Origin of the sequence: Amycolatopsis decaplanina DSM 44594, from assembly GCF_000342005.1 — a bacterium.
Lineage (GTDB): Bacteria > Actinomycetota > Actinomycetes > Mycobacteriales > Pseudonocardiaceae > Amycolatopsis > Amycolatopsis decaplanina.
On the sequence record NZ_AOHO01000028.1, the window covers coordinates 201940 to 220398 of the forward strand.

Genomic DNA, 18459 nt, shown 5'->3' on the forward strand with positions numbered 1-18459 from the left:
GCGGCGGCCGCGACCGTCGGACGACGTCGTCGGCGTACGTCGTCCGCCCATGACGTACAGGAATGACGTCGTGCGACGGTCGCCGCGGTCACGGCCGGATTCCTACGGTTGCGGCATGTCTGAAACCACGTACACCGCCGTCGCCACTTCGACCGCGGAAGGCCGCAACGGCGGCCGGGCGACCTCCGACGACGGCGTGCTCGACGTCGGCCTCGCCGTCCCGAAGGCCTTCGGCGGTTCCGGCGACGGCACGAACCCCGAGCAACTGTTCGCCGCGGGCTGGGCGTCCTGCTTCGTCGGTGCCGTCCGTCGCGTCGCCGGCGCCAAGAAGGTGAAGCTGGACGACCTGGCGGTCGTCGCCGAGGTGACGCTGCACCACGACACCGGCGCGGGCGAGTTCCACCTGAGCGCCGCGTTGCACCTGGAGGCCACCGGCATCGACCAGGCCACCGCCGACGAACTGGTCCAGGGCGCCCATCAGGTGTGCCCGTACTCCAAGGCGACTCGGGGGAATGTGGAAGTCACGTTGGCCGCGACAGTCGCGTGAGGTCTCGCGGCTCGTGAGTGGTAAGGACGGTTCTAACCGTCTTTACCACTCACGAGCTTGAGCGCTCCCGCGAGTTCCGCCCGCGAACTCACCCCGAGTTTCGGGAAGATCCGGTGCAGATGCGTGCCGACCGTCCGGTGGGACAGGTAGAGCCGCTGCCCGATCTCCCGGTTGGTCAGGCCTTCCGCGGCCAGCTGCACGATGCTCAGTTCGTGCGGGGTCAGTTTCTCGCGCGCGTCGGGGCCACGACGGGGGCTGGACTCTCCCGCGCTGCGCAGTTCGCGGCGCGCGCGTTCGGCCCACGCTGTCATGCCGAGCGCGTCGAACGTCTCCCGCGCGGTGCGCAGATGCGCCCGCGAGTCCACGGCGCGCCGCTGCCGCCGCAGCCACTCGCCGTAGGCCAGGTGCAGCCGCCCGCGTTCGGCGGGCCAGCCGTCCAGCTCCGCCCGCAGTGCGGTCTCGAACAGTTCGTCGCTCGGTTCGAGCACGGCGCGGGCGTAACGCAAGCCGATGTGCAAGGCGGGCGCCGGGGTCGTCGGGGCGAGCTGTTCCATCTCCGCGACGATCTCGCGCAGGGCCTCGATCCGGCCCGCCCGGACCGCGGCCTCGGTGAGTTCGGCGACGAAGTAGACGCGCAGCGCCAGCTGGAAGGCGGGATCGGCGGGGTCGAACAGGCGCCGCAGGTCGGTGAACGCGTCGTCGAAGCGGCCCTCGCTCGACGCCGCGATCCCCCTGGCGAGCCGCACGGTCGCCAGTACGGGCCGGGCACCGGCGGCGAGCGCGGTCCGTTCGGCCTCGTCTGCCAGCGTCTTGGCTTGTTTGTGCTCGCCCCGCAACGCGGCGATCTCCGCCTGGACCGCGGTGGCGAGGCCGTACATGAACGGCTGCCCTGTCTCCTTGGCGAGTTCGGCCGCTTCCGCCGCGACGGGCACGGCCGCGGCGAGGTCGCCGAGCCGGACCCTGCTCCACGCCTGGATCGCCAGTGCTCGCGTCAGCAGGCCGAGCCTGCCTTGCGCCCGCAACCCCGGCGCCGCGGCCGCGGAGAACCGGGCGGCCAGATCGACCGCGCCGACCTGCAGTGAGGCGCTGCCGAGGAAACGGTCGACCTCGGGGTCGGCACCGGTGCCGGCGGCGAGTTCGCGCAGCTCGCCGAGCACGGATCCGGCCCGGTCGAACGGCGCCACATAGGCGGCGACGGCGACCAGGCGCGGATCCGAGTCATCCACCGGGAGACGGTCCGCGACGGCCAGCAGCGCGCGCCGCGTGTCCGCGCCGGGTTCTGCCCAGAAACAGCGCATGGCGGCACCCCACAGAACGCGCATCGCCGGATCCGGATGTCCGTCCTCCGCGACCGACTCGGCCAGCCGCGCCAGTTCCGCGATCCGCGAGAGGTCCTCGCGCACACCGTCCTCGAACCCGCTGAGCAGCCAGCTCGCTGTCGCTCGTTGCCGTGGCGTGAGCTCCCCCGCGCGGGCGTCCCGGACGAGCCGTTCCGCCGTCTCACGGCCACCGGATTCGACGGCCAGCTCGGCCGCGCGCAGCAACCGGTCCGCGCGGCGCTCCGACTCGGGGCTCAACCGGGCCGCTTGCTCCAGCGCGGCGACGGCGGCTGTCGGCCCTCCGCGGTGCCGGGCACGATCGGCGGCGTTCTCCAATTCTCGTGCCACGTTTTCGTCGGTGCCGGTCGCCGCGGCCGCCTGATGCCAGGCTCGACGATCCGGCTGCTGGTGGAAGGTCTCGGCGAGACTCAAGTGCGCGCGCCGCCGTTCCTCGATCGGCACCGAAGCGGGGATGGCCGAGCGCGTCAACGGATGCCGGAACGAGACCGTCCGGGCTTCGAGGTCGATCAACCGGGCCTCGGCGGCGGGCGCCAGCGCCGACGGCTCGACGTCTTCACCCAGCAGCTCGCCTGCCGCCGCGAGGGTCTCGCTCAGCGAACCGGCCTCGTTGAGCGCGGCGACCAGCAAGGTCGTGCGGGCCGGTTCCGGCAGAGCGGCGAACCGGGCACCGAACGTGCGCTCGAGCCGTTCGGTCAGCGGCAGCACGGGGTCGGGCGCCTCGGTCACGGACGACGGCAACTCGGTCAGGGCCAGCGGATTCCCTGCGGCCTCGGCGAGCAGCCGGGACCGGACCGGCGAGGTGAGCCCGGGGGCGACGGAGTCGAGCAGGTCGGCCGCCACGTCTTCGGGAAGGCGTTCCAGGTCCATTGAGGACAGTCCCGCGTCGCGCAGCGGCGACGGCTCCCCGTCCCGGAGGGTCGCGATCAGGACGATCGGCTCCGTCTCGATCCGCCGCGCCACGAACGCGAGCACGTCGGCGCTCTCGCGGTCCATCCAGTGGACGTCCTCGGCGACGATCAGCAACGGCTTGGCCACCGCCTCCTCCGAAAGCAGTGTCAGCGCGGCGAGTCCGACCAGGTACGCGTTCGGCTCCGCCGCTTCGGCGAGTCCCAGCGCCGCCCAGAGCGCACAGCGCTGCGGCGCGGGCAGAGTGTCGACGCCTGCCCGGACCGGATGGAGCAGCTGATGCAGAGCGGCGTAGGCGAAGTTCCGTTCTGCCTCGACACCGGTCGTGCGCAGCACCCGCAGGCCCCCGACCGTCGCCACGGCCACGGCCTCCGCCACGACGGCGGACTTGCCGACGCCGGGTTCGCCCTGGACGAGGACACCGCCGCGGCCCGCGGCAGGCCCGTCGACGAGCTCACCCAGGTCCTTCAGTTCGGCTTCCCGTCCGAAAAGCGGCATGGTGCGGCGTTCCTCCCCCGGCCATGGGCGGCCGCCCGTCCGACGATACCCAAACGGTCCGGTTAGGACTCGGCGGCGGCGTCCACAGGATGTAGACGGCGTGTCAACACGCTCGGCCTAGCTTCGGCGAAGTGATGAGACGCAAGAAGATGTTCCTGGCGGCGGCACCGCTGGCCGCCCTGCTGCCGCTGGTGCTGACCTCGGTCACGCAGACGGCGCCCGCCGAGGCGGCGACGTCGCCGTGCGCGGCGGTCCCCGTTTCGGCGCCCGACGGGGCCCGGATCGAGTCTGTGGAGGCCGCCCGGAAACCCGGTGGGACCGTCACATTCCCGCCCACCCCGTTCTCGCATCCGGACCCGATCACCGATGTGCCCGCCTACTGCGAAATCACCGTCACCCTGACCCACGGCGAAGCGGGTGACCACGTCAAGGTCGCCGTCGCGCTGCCTCTGACCGGGTGGACCGGAAGGCTTCAGGCGGTCGGCGGCAGCGCCTACACCGCCGGCGACTTCGGCGCCCCGCTGGTCCAGGCGGTCAAGGACGGCTACAGCGGCGTCACGACCGACGCCGGCGTCCCCTTGACCTTCCTCGACACCTCATGGGCACTCACTCCGCGGGGCGAGATCAACAAGCCCCTGGTGACAAACTTCGCGACCCGTTCCGTGCACGAAGCCGCCCTCATCGGGAAGGACGTGACACAGAGGTTCTACCAGCGGGAAGTCGGTTACTCGTACTGGAACGGCTGCTCGACCGGCGGCCGTCAGGGCTACTCCGAAGCGCAGCGATACCCCGGCGACTTCGACGGTGTCCTGGCGAACGCGCCCGCCGTGCACTGGGCGGAGTTCGCGGTCGCGACCCTCTGGCCGCGGGTCGTGATGAACCAGGAGAAGACCTTCCCGGCGACCTGCGTCTTCACCGCCTTCCAGCATGCGGCGATCAAGGCCTGCGACGGCCGGGACGGGGTCACCGACGGCATCGTGGACCGGCCGGACGAATGCGGCTACGACCCTCGATCGCTCGTCGGCGCGAAGGTGCTCTGCGGCGACAAAGAGGTCACCGTCACCGCGGCGGACGCCGAGGTCGTGCGCAAGATCTGGGCCGGCCCGACCGACGAGCACGGACGAAGGCTCTGGGCGGGTCTTCCCAAAGGCGCGGACTTCGGCCCGGTGACGACGGCTCCGGGTTTCCCGGTGGCCGTGGGCTGGGTACGGACATTCCTGAAGAAGCAGCCCGGGTTCAACACCGAAAAGATCACCTACCGCCAGTTCGCGGACCTGTTCAGCCAGTCGGTGCGGGAATACGACGACATCATCGGGACCTCGGAGCCCGACCTGTCGGGCTTCCGCCGGGCGGGTGGCAAGCTGATCACCTTCGTCGGCGGCGACGACCAGTTGATCCCGCCGGGCGGCACACTGCGGTATCGCCGCGAGGTGGAACGTGAGATGGGCGGCCCGAAGCGGGTGAACGACTTCTACCGGCTGTTCCTCGCCCCCGGTGTCGCGCACTGCTTCGGCGGCGCGGGCGCCGCGCCGACCAACGCGCTGGGCGCACTCGTCGACTGGGTCGAACACGGCAAGGCACCGGCGACCCTGGCCGCGGCGAACGGCGACAAGACCCTCACCCGCGATCTCTGCCCGTATCCGCAGGTCTCGCGTTACCGCGGCCACGGTGATCCCTCGGTGGCTTCGAGCTACCGCTGCACCGGTCGCTGAGGTCCTCCCCACCCGTGCCCGTCGTACCGTTGCACCGCAACGGAATGAACTGCCGGATCACCACGGAATACTGTCATATCACCCTGCGTTCCGGCCGGGCGATATGACCCAAATGGTATGTACCAGTCGAGTGATACGCCTCGTACGGTCGGGGACGCATCCCCCTCCCCGCCCGTTTCGAGGAAAGCGTTGAAATGAACAGAAAGATCTTAGCCGCGACAGCCGCGGCCATAACCGGGGCAGGCTTGATCACCGCGATCGCCCTCACCCCCAGCGCGAGCGCCGGTCAACAAGCCACCGCCGGTGACCAGGCACAGTCCGAAATGCTGACCGCGATGTCTCGCGACCTGAAGATCAGCCCAGAACAAGCCCAGCTCCGGCTAGCGAGCGAACAGCGCGCCGCGGTCGCCGACAACATGCTGAAGAAGCAGCTCGGCACGTCGTACGCCGGATCGTGGCTGGACTCCACCGGGACCACGCTCACCGTGGCGGTCACCGACGCCGCCCAGGCCGACCTGGTGCGCGCCGCGGGCGCCACCCCGAAGACCGTCGCCCGCAGCGCCGCCGATCTCGACGCGGCGAAGCTGCGGCTCGACGCGAAGTCCACCAAGGCACCGAAGACCGTGCCCGGCTGGTTCACCGACGTCACCACCAACTCGATCGTCGTGCTGGCCAACGCGGGTGGCGAAGCGGCCGCGAAGTCGTGGGCGGCCGAGTCCGGTGTGCCGTCCGACCTGGTCCGGATCGAGGCCAGCACCGAGAAGCCGCGAGCGCTGATCGACATCATCGGCGGCAACGCCTACACCTTCGGTTCGGGCCGGTGCTCGATCGGCTTCCCGGTCGAGGGCGGCTTCGTGACCGCGGGGCACTGCGGCACCACCGGGACGCGGACTTCGAACCCGAGCGGGACCGTCGCGGGCTCCAGCTTCCCCGGCAACGACTACGCATGGGTCCGCGCCGACGCGGGCAACACCCCGCGTCCGCTGGTGAACCGCTACCCGGGCACGGTGCCGGTGGCGGGTTCGACCGAGGCCGCGGTCAACTCCTCGGTCTGCCGTTCCGGTTCCACCACGGGCTGGCACTGCGGCACCATCCTGCAGAAGAACGCCTCGGTCACCTACCCCGAAGGCACCATCACCGGCCTGACCCGGACCAACGCCTGCGCCGAACCCGGTGACTCCGGCGGTTCGTGGATCAGCGGCGACCAGGCGCAGGGCGTCACCTCGGGTGGCTCTGGCAACTGCACCTCCGGCGGCACGACCTACTTCCAGCCGATCTCGGAGATCCTGAGCGTCTACAACCTGCGTCTGACGGTCAGCGGGAACCCGCCGTCCAGCACGACGCCGACCACGCCCACGACCCCGACCAGCCCGACGACGTCGAACCCGCCGGGCGGCACCTGGGCGCCGTACACGTACTACGGCTCCGGCGCGACCGCCAGCTACGGCGGCAACGACTACCGGGTCATCCAGCCGCACACCTCCATGCCCGGCTGGGAACCGCCGAACGTGCCCGCGCTTTGGGAACTCGCCTGACCTGGACCGCCCCCGGCGACCCGACCTCGCCGGGGGCGGCTCCTCCCCTTGACGACGGCGCATGGGCGGATCTCGAATCCCTCGTCCCCCGCGCCCGCCGCGGTGACCCCGCGGCGACCAACGAGCTGATGAGCATCGTGCAGCCGGTGGTCGCGGACTACTGCCGGAGCCGGATGGACGGAACGGACGCGCGGGAGATCGCCGCGGAGGACGTCGCGCAGGAGACCTGCCTCGCCGTGCTCACCGCGCTGCCCACCGCGAGGACCACCGGCGGCACCTTCCTCGCCGCCGTCCTGGGGATCGCCGCCCGGAAGGTCGCCGCTGCCTTCCGGCGGCGAGCCCGGGACAGATCGGAACCCACGCCCGACCCGCCGGAACGCGCGACACCCGAGCCCAACGAACCCGAGCGCCAGGCCCTCGCCGCCGACGGCCACGACCGGTTGACCCGGTTGATGAGCACCCTGCCCGGTATCCAGCAGGAGATCCTCCGGTTGCGGATCACCGTCGGCATGACGGCTCCCGAGGCCGGGGCGGTCCTGCGGGTGAGCCCCGGCCTGGTCCGGGTCGCCCAGCATCGCGCCCTGCACAAACTCCGCACGATCATCAGCGAGGACGACCTGTGATCAGCCCCCTGATCGGTCCCGGGGACGGCCACACCTGGCCGGTGGAAATCGACGTCCGGCACCTGCGCCTCCTCGACGCGATCGCGTCGGCCGGCAGCATCGCGAAGGCCGCGACCTCGCTCGGCCTCTCCCAGCCCGCGCTGAGCGCGCAGCTTCACCGCGTCGAGCGGGCACTGGAGCGGACGGTGTTCGAACGCGACCGGCACGGCGTGCGGCTCACCGCGCTGGGCGAGGTGCTGCTGAACCACGCACGACGCGTACTGGCCGCGGCGGACGACCTCGAACTGGCGATCCGCCGGTTCCACGGCGCGCCGCCCAAAGGGCTGCTCCGGATCGGCGCGCTCCCGACCGTCTTCGCCGAGACGTTGAGCGAAGTGGTCGCCGCGGCCGCCCCCGGCCGTCCGGTCGAACTGCTGGCGATGACCAGCCGGACGGCGTTGTTCTCCGCGCTTCTCGACGGCACGGTGGAATTGGCGCTGTACGTGGACCATCCCGGGCAGGAGATCGTCCCGCCCGAAGGCGTCCACATGCTTCCCGTCGGGACGGAGCCGGTCTTCGTGATCGTGTCCCCGGACCATCCCGTCGCCGGACGCGGCGAGGTGTCCTTGGCGGAGCTCGACGGCTCGGTCTGGCTGGCGGTGGCAGGCAGGGACGACGAATTCCACGATCACCTGACCGATCAGTGCGCACGCGCCGGCCTCGGCGCGATCACCGTGCGGGAGCTGGAACCGATGGTGCTGCGGCAGACCGTCCGGCGCGATCCCCGCGCGGTGGTGCCGGCCCAGTCCCTCGATTCCGGTTCCACGATGCCCGGCTCGGTGGTGGCGCTGCGAGGGGTGCCGCTGCGGACGCGGCATCTCCTGTTGTGGCGCGACGGCTCGCCCGTCGACGTCACCGATGTCCGAAGTGGACTGGTGCACGCGATCACCGAACTGGCCGCGATCCGGCATCGCCTTCCCGAGTGGGCTGCGGCCAACCCCGGCTGGCTCGGCACCTGAGCGGGCTTCCTCGAACGATCAGCGCTGGATGCAGTCGAGGCCGAGCCCGAACGCCGTGACCACGTACTGGCAGATGTGCGTCGCGTGCACCTCGTCGGTTTCCAGACACCCCACCGGGGAGCCGAGCAGGTCGACGGCGCACGACGCGTAGAACTGGTTCGGGCTGCCGGGTACCGGGTCCGCGGTGGCGGGCGAGGCCGTGACAACGCCCGCGGAGACCAAGAACATGACTGCGGCCGCCAAGGCGGCGATCCGGGACTTCATCGTTCTCTCCTTTTCCTCCACCCAGCGGGTCGATGTCCTGGATATTCCCCGGATCCGGCCGATCCACCTGGGGATCACCGGAAAGTGTCACGGGTGACGTACACCGATGACGTCATCCGACGGGCGCCGCGGCCCCTCTGACCGTCCTAGCGTGATTTCATGCCCGCACTCGGGAAAATCGCCCTCACCTCCGCCGTTCTGCTCACCGCCGCCTGCAGCGCTCCCCCACCCGCTCCGGCGGCGCCCGCTCCCCCCGCCGCGGCCGCCGCCGGCTGGTCACCCGCTCCCGTGGTGCCGCTGCCGTCCCAACCGCCGCCGTCGCTGGTCGTGGACGCGCCCTTGCCCGATCAGCTCGCGATGGGCCTGGTCGTGCTGCGGTACCGGGCGGAGAACCTCCGGATCGTCCCTGTGTACGGGCCGGCCGCGCTGGACGTCTCGCCGCGGATCGGCCACATCCATGTGACCGTCGACGACGCGGCGTGGCACTGGGCGGACGGCAGCGGAGAACCACTGATCATCCAGTCGTTGCCGGCGGGACCGCACAAGGTGTGGATCGGTCTCGCCGACCCGACGCACCAGATCCTCGACCAGAAGACGGTGAACGTCGTCGTTCCCGTCCACAGTGGACATCACTGAGATGCCGTTCTTCCCCTGTGGCCCGAGGACCGCTCGACCACACGCCGCGACGGCTGACCGAGACCCGCTCCACACCCTCACCGCGCCGGCGACCGACCCCGGTCGTCTCTGAAACCCTGGAGTTCCTGTCATGACACTGGATCAGTACTACCTGCTCGGCCGATCCGGACTGCGCGTCAGCCGGATCGCGCTCGGCACGATGAACTTCGGCACCGGGCGGTTTCCACGCCGCGTACGGGAAGACCGAGGACGAGGTCCGGCCGATCTTCCGCGAATACCTGGAGGCGGGCGGGAACTTCATCGACACGGCGGACTTCTACACCGCCGGCGAAAGCGAGACCATCCTCGGCCGCCTCATCGCCGAGGCGAAGGTGCGCGACCGGGTCGTGCTCACCACCAAGTACACCAACAGCGTCGACCCGGGCGACCCGAACGCGGGCGGCAACGGCCGCAAGCATCTGATCCGGGCGCTCGAAGCGTCGCTGCGACGGCTCGGCACCGACCACGTCGACCTGTTCCTGCTGCACACCTGGGACCGTGTCACGCCGGTGGAAGAGGTGATGCGCACGTTCGACGACCTGGTGCGCGCGGGAAAGATCCGCTACGCCGGGCTCTCCGACGTGCCCGCCTGGTACGCCGCCCGGGCGCAGAGCTTCGCCGAGGCGCACGCGCTGACCCCGGTCGTCAATCTCCAGCTGCCCTACTCGCTCGTGGAGCGGACCATCGAGACGGAACACGTCCCGATGGGCCAGCATCTCGGGCTCGGCATCACCGCGTGGAGCCCGTTGGCGGGCGGCTTCCTCACCGGCAAGTACCGGCAGACCGGCGAGACGCCGTCCGGCGAGGGCAGGCTGAGCGATCCGGGGAACCCCGCCCAGTCGTGGACGGACCGCGACTGGGCGCTGCTGAAGCCGCTGGACAAGGCCGCGAACGAACTCGGTGTCACGATGGCCCAGGTCGCGATCAACTGGGTCGCGACCCGACCGGGCGTCGCGGCCGCGATCGTCGGGGCGAGCAGCGCGGACCAGTTGGGCAAGAGCATGGCCGCACTGGACTTCGAACTGCCGCCGGACCTGCAGGCGCTCCTCGACGAGGCGAGTGCCGTGCCGTCGGAGTCGGTGTATCGGATGCTCACGCCTGAGTACCAGAACTGGGTGATCAGCCCCGGGGTGAAGGTCGGGGACAAGCCGGCGGGATACGCGCCCTCAGTGCGGAACTGGTGACCGTCGCCGTTTCGCGGCGACGCACCGCGGGCCGGGTGCCGCGGCCGGGCCTCGTGAGGGGTAAGGACGGTTAGAAGCGGACCAGTATTCACCTACCTACGCCTGACCACCTCAGGGCGGCGGTCCGGGCGCCGTTGACGAAGGAATCGGGACGTTGAGTGTCCCGATTCCTTCATCAACGCACGACGATCCACTCTCGGACTTGATCAAGACCACCCCACCGACCGAGCGGGGAAGAATTCGGACGTTCAACGTCCGGAATCCTCCCCCGTCGCACACCCATCATCCAACCCGAGGACACCCAGGTGAGCTCAGGTTCCAGTGGGTAGGCAAATACAGGTCCACCAGAACCGTCCTTACCCCTCACGAGCCCCAGCCAGGCCGACCGGATCACGCCGTGCCGAGGAACTCGCCCGCGACCGCGGCGAACTCCTCCGGCTTGGTGCTGTGCACCCGATGCCCCGCGTCCTCGATGGTCATCAGACGGCAGTCCGGGATCAGCCCGCACATGCGCTCCAGCGATTCACGGGTGACGTGGCTGGACGGCCCGCCGCCGACCAGCAGGGTCGGCGCCGTGATCGCGGTGAGCCGCTCCCACCATGCGGGGTCGGGCGTCCGGAGTTCGGCCATGATCGGGTCGATCAGCCGCCAGTCGAACGGCAGCGGCTCAGGCGGCTCCACGGTCGGGGACAGCGGTTCCTTCATCGACGTCGGGGGCGGCGGGGTGTCCTCGACGACCAGCCGCCGGATACGTCCGGGCAGGCGCTGGGCGAGCAGCACGGCGACCCGGCCGCCCATCGAATGGCCGACCAGGTCCGCCCGCTCCCCGAGAAGATCGGCCACGTCATCGGCCATCGCCTCGAGGGAGTACTTCTCCGTGTGGGCACTGTCGCCGTGTCCCCGCAGGTCGACAGCGAGAACACGGCGGCCACCGGACGTCAGGCGCGCGACGAAATCGTCCCAAGTGCCGGATTCGCTGCCCAGGGCGTGCAGCAGGACCACAGGTACACCCGTCCGTGGGCCGGTGTCTCGAAAGGCGAGCTTCACCTCGCCAGGTTAGGCCCGGAGGTGGGCCCGGTCCGGCGCGACGGCGTGCCGCAGCGGCTGCCCAAGTACGAACCGCCGCAGCTCCTGCGCGACGAGTTCACCCATCCGGGCGCGCTCGGCGCCCAGCGCCCCGGCCAGATGCGGTGTGAGCACCACGTTCGGCAGCGTGTAGAGCGGCGAGTCCGGTTCGGGCGGTTCGGGCCAGGTGACGTCGAGGATCGCCGTGAGGTCCGGGCGCCCGCGCAGCACCGGGATGACCGACGGCTCGTCGACGACGGCGCCGCGGGCGGTGTTGATCAGAGTCGCGCCTATGCCCATCCTGGCCACCAGCTCCCCGTTGACCAGCCCTTCGGTCTCCGGAAGCAGCGGCGCGTGCAGGCTGACCACGGCACAGGTGCCGAACAGCTCGTCCAGGTCCACCAGCCGCACTCCGAGTCCGGCGGCGGTCGCGGCGTCGACGACTGGGTCGCTCGCGAGCACCTCCACGTCGAAACCGCGCAAATGCGACGCGACGAGAGCACCGATCTCGCCGAGGCCTAGCAGGCCGACCCGCGACCGGTAGGCACCGGCGACCCTCGGGTCCGGCGGATAGGCCCGCCGCTCCCGGATCTCGCGCGAGATCCGGTGCACCTGTTTGAGTCCTAAGAGGACCTGGGCCAGGGTGAACTCGGCGACCGGGACGGCGTTCGCGGCCGCGGCGGACACGATCGGCAGCTCGCGCGCCCAGAACTCGGGCGTGGTCAGTGGCCGGACCGATCCGGCGGCGACAAGCACGGCCCGCAGGTCCCGCGCGTGTCCCAAGAGGACGGAGTCCAGCACCGGGGCACCCCAGCCGGACAGCAGGATTTCGACGCCTTCCAGTGCCGCCGGGTCCTCCGCCAGCCGCTCACGGGTGAGCGGTTCACGCAGGTCCACCAGCGTTTCGATCTCCTTCAGCACCGTCTCGGGGTAAACGTCGTCGCGGCGACGCTCCTCCATCACGAGAAGTGCCGTCGGCCGGTGTTGCAGCTCGGTCATCCCTACCTCCGTCGGCGACCATACATCGGATGCTTAACCCGGTCCACGGACGGCGAGCCCCATGCAGAGGCAATCCCGGCCGATTGAAATTCGTAATCATCGGACCATTGACCGGGACCCGGGAAAGCGCTTACCGTCCCCTCCGAAGTAGACAGCGTGGTCCACAGTGAACAGGAGAAGCGATGCGGAAATCGCGGTGGATCGGCGTGGGGCTCACTGTCTCAGCGCTGGTCCTTTCGGGCTGCTCGGCAGGCCCCGCCGGAACGAACGTCGCGCAGGACACCAAGGCGCCCTTGGAACTGTGGACCCGGACGACCCCTGGCGGCGCGGGCGAGCAGGCCACCAAGCGGCTCGCGGAAGCCTTCGAGAAGGCCACGGGATTCAAGGTGCAGGTCACCGCGATCTTCGACGACTTCGAGACGAAGCTGGCCCAGCGCGCCGCGCAGCGCGACCTGCCGGACATCGTGATGAACGACGTCACGCAGGTCGGCACGCTGAAGAGCCAGGGGCTCGTGCGTGAGATCGAACAGGGCAAGATCAAGCACGCCTCGGAGCTCACCGAGCAGGCGCTGAAGTCGAACCAGACCCCGGACGGCAAGCTGTACGGCCTGCCCTACAGCGCGCAGGCCTCGGCGCTGCTGATCCGCAAGGATTGGCGCGAAAAGCTCGGCAAGAGCGTCCCGCAGAGCTGGGCCGAACTGGCGGACCTCGCCAAGGCCTTCACCACCGGCGACCCGGACGGCAACGGCAAGAACGACACCGCGGGGCTGACCGCGACGCTGTCGACCAAGCGGGGGTACGCCTCCTGGTACTTCTCCAACTTCCTGTGGGCCGCGGGCGGTGACTTCATCACCGAAGCCGGTGGCGGCAAGTACAAGCCGTCGATGAGCACCCCCGAATCCGTGGCCGCGGTGCAGTGGTTCCGCGACCTCGGCTGCAAGGACAACGTGATCCAGCCCGGTTCGGTCACCATGCCGACCCCTGCGACCAACGAGACCTTCGAAGCGGGCAAGGCCGGGATGTACGTCGTCGGCCCGTACCTGCTGCCGCGCTTCGACAAGTCGCTCGGCAAGGACAAGTACGAGGTCGTCCCGATGCCGAAGGGCGCCAAGAACGCCGACGTCCTGGCCGAGGGCCTGTCGATCTACATGATGGCCGGTTCGCCGAACCAGGCCGGGCAGGACGCCTTCGGTGACTTCGCGATCTCGGCCGACGGCCAGAAGATCGGCATGGAGGGCGAATCGGCCTTCATCGTGCAGCTCCCGGTGAACAAGAACGTCGACATCGCCCAGGTCCGCCCGGACCCGCGCTGGAAGACCTACGCCGAGATCTACGCCAAGTCCGGACACTACGCGCCGTCCATCCCGAACTGGACGCCGGTCCGCCAGGACACCGCCGACACGGTCAGCGCGCTCGTCGCCGACTGCAAGCTCGACCTCAAGGCGGAACTGTCCAAACTCGACACCAAGCTCACCGCGACCTTGCAGCAACAGGGGATCAGCGCCTCATGACCGTAGATCACGCCAAGCCGGCGGCCGTCGGCGCGGACCGTCCCGCCGTCAAGCGGACGCCCGCGCCGAAGGCCCGCAGGCGCAGCGACCGCGACGGGAAGTGGTGGACGCCGTGGCTGTTCCTGGCCCCCGCCCTGATCCTGTTCGTGTACTTCAAGTTCATCCCGATGATCACCGCGGTGACGATGTCCTTCCAGGACGTCCAGCCGTACCTGGGCAACCAGTGGGTCGGCGGGGAGAACTACAGCACCGTCCTCGGTGACGAGGCGTTCCACTCCGCGATCTGGCACACCGTCGTGATCGCGGTCGGCCAGACAGTCGGGTCGATGGTCATCGGCCTCGCGCTCGCCCTGCTGATGGAGGGCCAGAGCAAGCGGCTGAAGTTCCTGCGGTCGGCGGCGTTCCTGCCGGTGGTCGTGCCGATCGCGGTGGTCGCCGAACTCTGGCGGATCATGTACCACCCGACCGAGGACGGGATGCTGAACTCCATCCTCGGCTTGGTCGGGCTGGGGCCGTCGGGCTTCATCAACGATCCCGACACGTCGATGGTCTCGGTCATCATCACCGGGATCTGGCGCGGCGCGCCGTACGACATGATGATCTTCCTCGCGGGCCTGGCGGGTATCGACCGGGGGCTCTACGAAGCGGCCACTGTGGACGGTGCATCGCGCTGGCGCAAGATCCTCCACGTGACGCTGCCGGGGCTGCGGTCGGTGTTCTCGATCCTGTTCGTCCTCGCGGCGATCCGCGGCCTGCGGGTGTTCACCGAGGTGTTCCTGCTGACCAACGGCGGGCCGAACGGCTCGACCGAGGTGGCGATGACCCTGATCTACAAACTCGGACTCGAACAGAACCGGCTGGGTGTCGGCGCGGCGGGAGCGGTCCTGCTGTTCCTCGCGACGCTCGTGCTGACGCTGTTCGTCCAGGTGCTCCGACGGAGGCGAGACGCATGACCGCGGCCAATGATTCGGCGCTCGGGCTCGACGCCGTCAAATCACCGGGCGGACGGATCCTGAGGTTCGTCCTGTACGCCCTGCTGCTCCTGGTGTTCGCCGGCCCGCTGCTGGCGCTGCTGGTCAGCTCGTTCAGCGACGTGTCCGACCCGACGGCGCTGAGCGTCATCCCGTCGAGCCCCACCCTGGACAACTTCGGCATCGCGTTCGACAAGGGTGTCGGGATGTACCTGCTCAACTCGTTCCTGGTGGTCGGCTTCGGCCTGCTGCTGCAGGTCGTCATCTCGGTACTGGCCGGATACGCGCTGGCGCGCAAGAAGTTCCGCTTCATGACCTTCGTGCTGGTCGCGATCCTGGCGACGCTGATGCTGCCGGAGGAGATCCTCGCGATCCCGCTGTCGCTGATCCTGTCCGACCTGCCCGTGGTGCACCTCAACCTGATCGGCAGCCTCGCCGGGATGATCGTGCCGCTGGGCGCGTGGGCCTTCTCGATCCTGGTGATGACCGAGTTCATGAAGGACGTCCCCCGCGAACTCGAAGAGGCGGCGCGGATCGACGGTGCCGGTGACCTGCGGATCTTCGCGCAGATCATCCTGCCGATGTGCAAGCCCGCGCTCGGCGTGATCGGTGTCTTCGGCTTCACGATGATCTGGGACCAGTACCTGCTGCCGCTGCTGGTGTCGACCGACGCCTCGACCTACACCCTGCCGCTGGCCCTGCGGACCCTGCGCATCGACTCGGACGTGACCCCCGGCGTGATCATGGCCGCGTCGCTGCTGGCGCTGCTCCCCTCGGTCGCCGCGTTCCTGTTCTTCCAGCGTTCGTTCGTCCGCGGCCTCGCCTCGGGCGCGCTCAAGGGCTGACCCACAATCAAGGAGCGATCCTGAAGTGAGTTCCACCGCCTGGTTCACCCACGACCGGTTCGGGATGTTCGTCCACTGGGGACTGTATTCGCTGGCCGCCCGGCACGAATGGGTGCAGAACCGCGAAAAGCTGACCGACGAGCAGTACCGGGTCTACTACGACCACTTCGAACCGGACAAGTACGACCCGCGTTCCTGGGCGCGGGCCGCGAAGGCCGCGGGTATGACCTACGTCGTGCTGACCACCAAGCACCACGACGGCTTCTGCCTGTGGGACAGCGACCTCACCGACTTCAAGGTGACGAACACGCCCTACGGCAAGGATCTGCTCGGTCCGTTCGTCGACGCCTGCCGCGAGGAAAGCTTGAAGGTCGGCTTCTACCACTCGCTGATCGACTGGCACCACCCCGCCTTCCCCGTCGACGGCACCCACCCCCGCCGTGACGACGCGGAATACATCGCGGCGCACCAGTACGCCGACATCGCCGAATACCAGCTCTATCTCCACGGTCAGGTGCGCGAACTGCTCACCCGCTTCGGCACGATCGACTACCTGTTCTTCGACTTCTCCTACAAGGGCCGCAAGGAATGGTGGGGCGGCAAGGGACCGGACGACTGGGACTCCCCCGGCCTGCTCGAGATGGTCCGCGAACTGCAGCCCGGCATCCTGGTCAACGACCGCACCGGCGTCCCCGGCGACTTCATCACCCCGGAGCAGTACCAGCCGTCCGGACCGATGACCCGTGACGGCGTCCCGGTGGTGTGGGAGGCGTGCCAGACCCTCAACGGCAGCTGGGGTTACGACCGCGACAACCTCGACTACAAGAGCCCCGAACTGCTCATCCGGATGCTGGTCGACGGCGTGTCCAAGGACGGCAACCTGCTGCTCAACGTCGGGCCGAACGGCCGGGGCGAGATCGATCCGCGGGCGCACGAAGTGCTCGCGGAACTCGGCCGCTGGATGGACCGGCACGAACGCTCCATCCGCGGGTGCGGCCCCGCCGAGTTCACCGCGCCCGCCGACGGCCGCTACACCCAGCGCGGAGACCGGCTCTACCTGCACCTCTTCAGCTGGCCGATGAACCATGTCCACCTGCCGGGGCTCGCCGGGCGGGTGCGCTACGCCCAGCTGCTCGACGACGCCTCGGAGATCCAGCAGGTGCACACGGATCCCGGGCAGACCGCGCAGAACACCCAGATGGGCGGGCAGCCGGAAGGCACGCTCACCCTCAAGCTCCCCATCCGGAAACCGGACACCCCGGTCCCGGTGATCGAGCTGTTCCTCACCAGCCCCGCCGCCGAAACCCTCCCCACCGATTGAGCACGGAGGCATCATGGATCGCAGAAGGTTCCTCAGCGGCGCCACCCTCGGCGCCGCGCTGATCACCGTTCCCTGGGTCACCAGCGGGACGGCGTCCGCCAAGCCGAACGGTCTGTGCGCTCTGAACGTCAGCTCGCTGACCGAACTGCAGAACGCCATCAACTCGGCCGCCGCCGGCACTGTCATCACCGTGAACAACGGGACGTACACCGTGCCGACGGGCAAGCCGATCACCATCACGGGCAAGCGCGGCACCAAGGACCAGCCGATCACCATCGTCGCCCAGTCCCGCGGTGGGGTGACGCTGAACGGCGAGCAGAGCTTCGTCTTCGACGACTCCGTCGGCGTCACGATCAGCGGGTTCAAGTTCCGCCAGAGCACGATGCTGGACATCCCGCCGAACTGTTCGGTGATCCGCCTGACCCGCAACGACTTCCAGCTCGCCGACATCGAGGGCCTGCACTGGGTGCTGGTCCGCGCCGACAAGACCAAGGTGGACCGCAACCACTTCCACCACAAGTCGACCCTCGGCGTGATGCTCCGCATCGAGGGTGCGGACGACGACAAGATGGCCTCGGGCGTCGAGGTCTTCCGGAACTACTTCTCCGACCACACCTTCGGCGGCAGCAACGGCGGCGAGCCGATCCGGCTCGGTGTCAGCCCACGTGCGCTCAGCACCGCCGGCGCGAAGATCGAGAACAACCTGTTCGAGCGGGCGAACGGCGACCCCGAGGCGATCTCGGTCAAGTCGTCCGGCAACTTCGTCCGGTACAACACCATCCGGAACAGCCTCGGCGGCATCGTCCTGCGCCACGGCAACAAGACCCTGGTCGACTCCAACTTCATCCTGAACGGCCAGGAGGGCATCCGGATCTACGGGAACGACCACACGATCGTCAACAACTACCTGTCCGGCCTGTCCAGCCGGGCACTCGTCGTCGGCAGTGGCACCGTCCGCGATCACTTCGTCGGTGAGTCGCCCGAATCCCGGCGCGGCAACGACGCCGCGGACCGCGTGCTCATCGCGCACAACACGCTGCTGAACAACAGCAGCACGCTGTCCGGCGAGACGAACCGGACGATCGAACCGCGCGACTGCACCATCTCCGACAACATCTTCGTCGGCAGCAACGGCGATCTGGTCGCGATGAGCACCACGGGCAACTTCACGTGGTCGGGCAACATCCTGTGGGGCTCGGGCGGGGACGGCAACATCCCGGCGGGCACCTTCAGCCGGATCGACCCGAAGCTCGTCCAGGGTTCGGACGGGATTTCGCGTCTCGCCTCGAACAGTCCCGCGATCAACGCGGCCACGCTGGCGGTCGCGCCGACCGCCTTCGACATCGACGGCCAGCCCCGTGGCAGCCAGCGTGATGTCGGGGCGGACGAGTACTCGACGGCCACCATCACCAACCGGCCGCTCACCACCGCGGACGTCGGACCCGACGCTCCGTAGCGAAGCCGG

At 69.4% G+C, this 18459-nt stretch carries 16 protein-coding genes; 12 read left to right on the forward strand and 4 right to left on the reverse strand.

Translation table 11 applies throughout. From position 1 onward, the window contains the following. Window positions 1-115: 115 nt before the first annotated feature. Complete coding sequence (locus H074_RS06285; RefSeq protein WP_039921688.1) at window positions 116-547, forward strand: organic hydroperoxide resistance protein; 432 nt, start codon at window positions 116-118, stop codon at window positions 545-547. A 32-nt stretch (window positions 548-579) separates the two neighbouring features. Here H074_RS06285 and H074_RS06290 read toward each other — a convergent pair whose 3' ends face one another. Continuing rightward, window positions 580-3291, reverse strand: coding sequence for a helix-turn-helix transcriptional regulator (locus H074_RS06290; protein WP_007029186.1), 2712 nt, complete (start codon window positions 3289-3291; stop codon window positions 580-582). A 134-nt stretch (window positions 3292-3425) separates the two neighbouring features. Here H074_RS06290 and H074_RS06295 point away from each other — a divergent pair, with 134 nt between their 5' ends. From H074_RS06295 to H074_RS06310, 4 genes are all read left to right on the forward strand, one after another. Beyond that, window positions 3426-5003: a tannase/feruloyl esterase family alpha/beta hydrolase gene (locus tag H074_RS06295; protein WP_039921633.1), complete on the forward strand. Its 1578-nt coding sequence runs from the start codon at window positions 3426-3428 to the stop codon at window positions 5001-5003. A gap of 194 nt (window positions 5004-5197) precedes the next feature. Next, window positions 5198-6538 carry an alpha-lytic protease prodomain-containing protein gene (locus tag H074_RS06300; protein ID WP_039921635.1) on the forward strand — a complete coding sequence of 447 codons (1341 nt, stop codon included), beginning with the start codon at window positions 5198-5200 and terminating at the stop codon, window positions 6536-6538. Continuing rightward, window positions 6523-7161, forward strand: a complete 639-nt coding sequence (locus H074_RS06305; RefSeq protein WP_152521355.1) for a sigma-70 family RNA polymerase sigma factor — start codon at window positions 6523-6525, stop codon at window positions 7159-7161. The genes H074_RS06300 and H074_RS06305 overlap by 16 nt, the downstream gene beginning before the upstream one ends. Beyond that, complete coding sequence (locus H074_RS06310) at window positions 7158-8159, forward strand: LysR family transcriptional regulator (protein WP_007029190.1); 1002 nt, start codon at window positions 7158-7160, stop codon at window positions 8157-8159. Before H074_RS06305 ends, H074_RS06310 begins: the two co-directional genes overlap by 4 nt. 18 nt (window positions 8160-8177) lie before the next feature. Here the strand turns inward: H074_RS06310 and H074_RS06315 are convergent, their stop codons facing one another. After that, a complete protein-coding gene (locus H074_RS06315; protein ID WP_007029191.1) occupies window positions 8178-8423 on the reverse strand; it encodes a hypothetical protein in 246 nt (81 codons plus the stop codon). A 159-nt stretch (window positions 8424-8582) separates the two neighbouring features. Here H074_RS06315 and H074_RS06320 point away from each other — a divergent pair, with 159 nt between their 5' ends. Further along, the gene (locus H074_RS06320; protein ID WP_235096672.1) at window positions 8583-9059 is read left to right on the forward strand and encodes a DUF6130 family protein; all 477 of its coding nucleotides are present in this window, start codon (window positions 8583-8585) and stop codon (window positions 9057-9059) included. Between the two features lie 299 nt (window positions 9060-9358). Further along, window positions 9359-10282 (forward strand): aldo/keto reductase, encoded by a 924-nt coding sequence (locus H074_RS06325; protein ID WP_235096679.1) that lies wholly within the window; start codon window positions 9359-9361, stop codon window positions 10280-10282. A 390-nt stretch (window positions 10283-10672) separates the two neighbouring features. Here H074_RS06325 and H074_RS06330 read toward each other — a convergent pair whose 3' ends face one another. Continuing rightward, the gene (locus H074_RS06330; protein WP_039921636.1) at window positions 10673-11329 is read right to left on the reverse strand and encodes an alpha/beta fold hydrolase; all 657 of its coding nucleotides are present in this window, start codon (window positions 11327-11329) and stop codon (window positions 10673-10675) included. A gap of 9 nt (window positions 11330-11338) precedes the next feature. After that, window positions 11339-12346, reverse strand: a complete 1008-nt coding sequence (locus H074_RS06335) for a hydroxyacid dehydrogenase (protein WP_007029194.1) — start codon at window positions 12344-12346, stop codon at window positions 11339-11341. Between the two features lie 182 nt (window positions 12347-12528). Between H074_RS06335 and H074_RS06340 the strand changes: the two genes are divergently transcribed. From H074_RS06340 to H074_RS06360, 5 genes are read left to right on the forward strand one after another with little or no spacing between them, the layout of a single operon-like run. Next, window positions 12529-13857 carry a sugar ABC transporter substrate-binding protein gene (locus tag H074_RS06340; RefSeq protein ID WP_007029195.1) on the forward strand — a complete coding sequence of 443 codons (1329 nt, stop codon included), beginning with the start codon at window positions 12529-12531 and terminating at the stop codon, window positions 13855-13857. Beyond that, the gene (locus H074_RS06345; protein ID WP_007029196.1) at window positions 13854-14810 is read left to right on the forward strand and encodes a carbohydrate ABC transporter permease; all 957 of its coding nucleotides are present in this window, start codon (window positions 13854-13856) and stop codon (window positions 14808-14810) included. Before H074_RS06340 ends, H074_RS06345 begins: the two co-directional genes overlap by 4 nt. Beyond that, entirely contained in the window at window positions 14807-15673 is an 867-nt protein-coding gene (locus H074_RS06350; protein ID WP_007029197.1) for a carbohydrate ABC transporter permease, read from the forward strand. Before H074_RS06345 ends, H074_RS06350 begins: the two co-directional genes overlap by 4 nt. Before the next feature lie 25 nt (window positions 15674-15698). Further along, window positions 15699-16994, forward strand: a complete 1296-nt coding sequence (locus H074_RS06355; protein WP_007029198.1) for an alpha-L-fucosidase — start codon at window positions 15699-15701, stop codon at window positions 16992-16994. Between the two features lie 13 nt (window positions 16995-17007). Then, the gene (locus tag H074_RS06360; protein ID WP_007029199.1) at window positions 17008-18450 is read left to right on the forward strand and encodes a polysaccharide lyase 6 family protein; all 1443 of its coding nucleotides are present in this window, start codon (window positions 17008-17010) and stop codon (window positions 18448-18450) included. Window positions 18451-18459 lie beyond the last annotated feature (9 nt).

Excerpts from the sequence above, each read along its gene's own strand:
- H074_RS06320 (WP_235096672.1), top strand. The coding sequence starts at position 8,583 with ATGCCCGCACTCGGGAAAATCGCCCTCACCTCCGCCGTTCTGCTCACC.
- H074_RS06360 (WP_007029199.1), top strand. The coding sequence starts at position 17,008 with ATGGATCGCAGAAGGTTCCTCAGCGGCGCCACCCTCGGCGCCGCGCTG.
- H074_RS06290 (WP_007029186.1), bottom strand. The coding sequence starts at position 3,291 with ATGCCGCTTTTCGGACGGGAAGCCGAACTGAAGGACCTGGGTGAGCTC.
- H074_RS06295 (WP_039921633.1), top strand. The coding sequence starts at position 3,426 with ATGAGACGCAAGAAGATGTTCCTGGCGGCGGCACCGCTGGCCGCCCTG.
- H074_RS06285 (WP_039921688.1), top strand. The coding sequence starts at position 116 with ATGTCTGAAACCACGTACACCGCCGTCGCCACTTCGACCGCGGAAGGC.
- H074_RS06340 (WP_007029195.1), top strand. The coding sequence starts at position 12,529 with ATGCGGAAATCGCGGTGGATCGGCGTGGGGCTCACTGTCTCAGCGCTG.
- H074_RS06350 (WP_007029197.1), top strand. The coding sequence starts at position 14,807 with ATGACCGCGGCCAATGATTCGGCGCTCGGGCTCGACGCCGTCAAATCA.
- H074_RS06315 (WP_007029191.1), bottom strand. The coding sequence starts at position 8,423 with ATGAAGTCCCGGATCGCCGCCTTGGCGGCCGCAGTCATGTTCTTGGTC.
- H074_RS06335 (WP_007029194.1), bottom strand. The coding sequence starts at position 12,346 with ATGACCGAGCTGCAACACCGGCCGACGGCACTTCTCGTGATGGAGGAG.
- H074_RS06345 (WP_007029196.1), top strand. The coding sequence starts at position 13,854 with ATGACCGTAGATCACGCCAAGCCGGCGGCCGTCGGCGCGGACCGTCCC.
- H074_RS06300 (WP_039921635.1), top strand. The coding sequence starts at position 5,198 with ATGAACAGAAAGATCTTAGCCGCGACAGCCGCGGCCATAACCGGGGCA.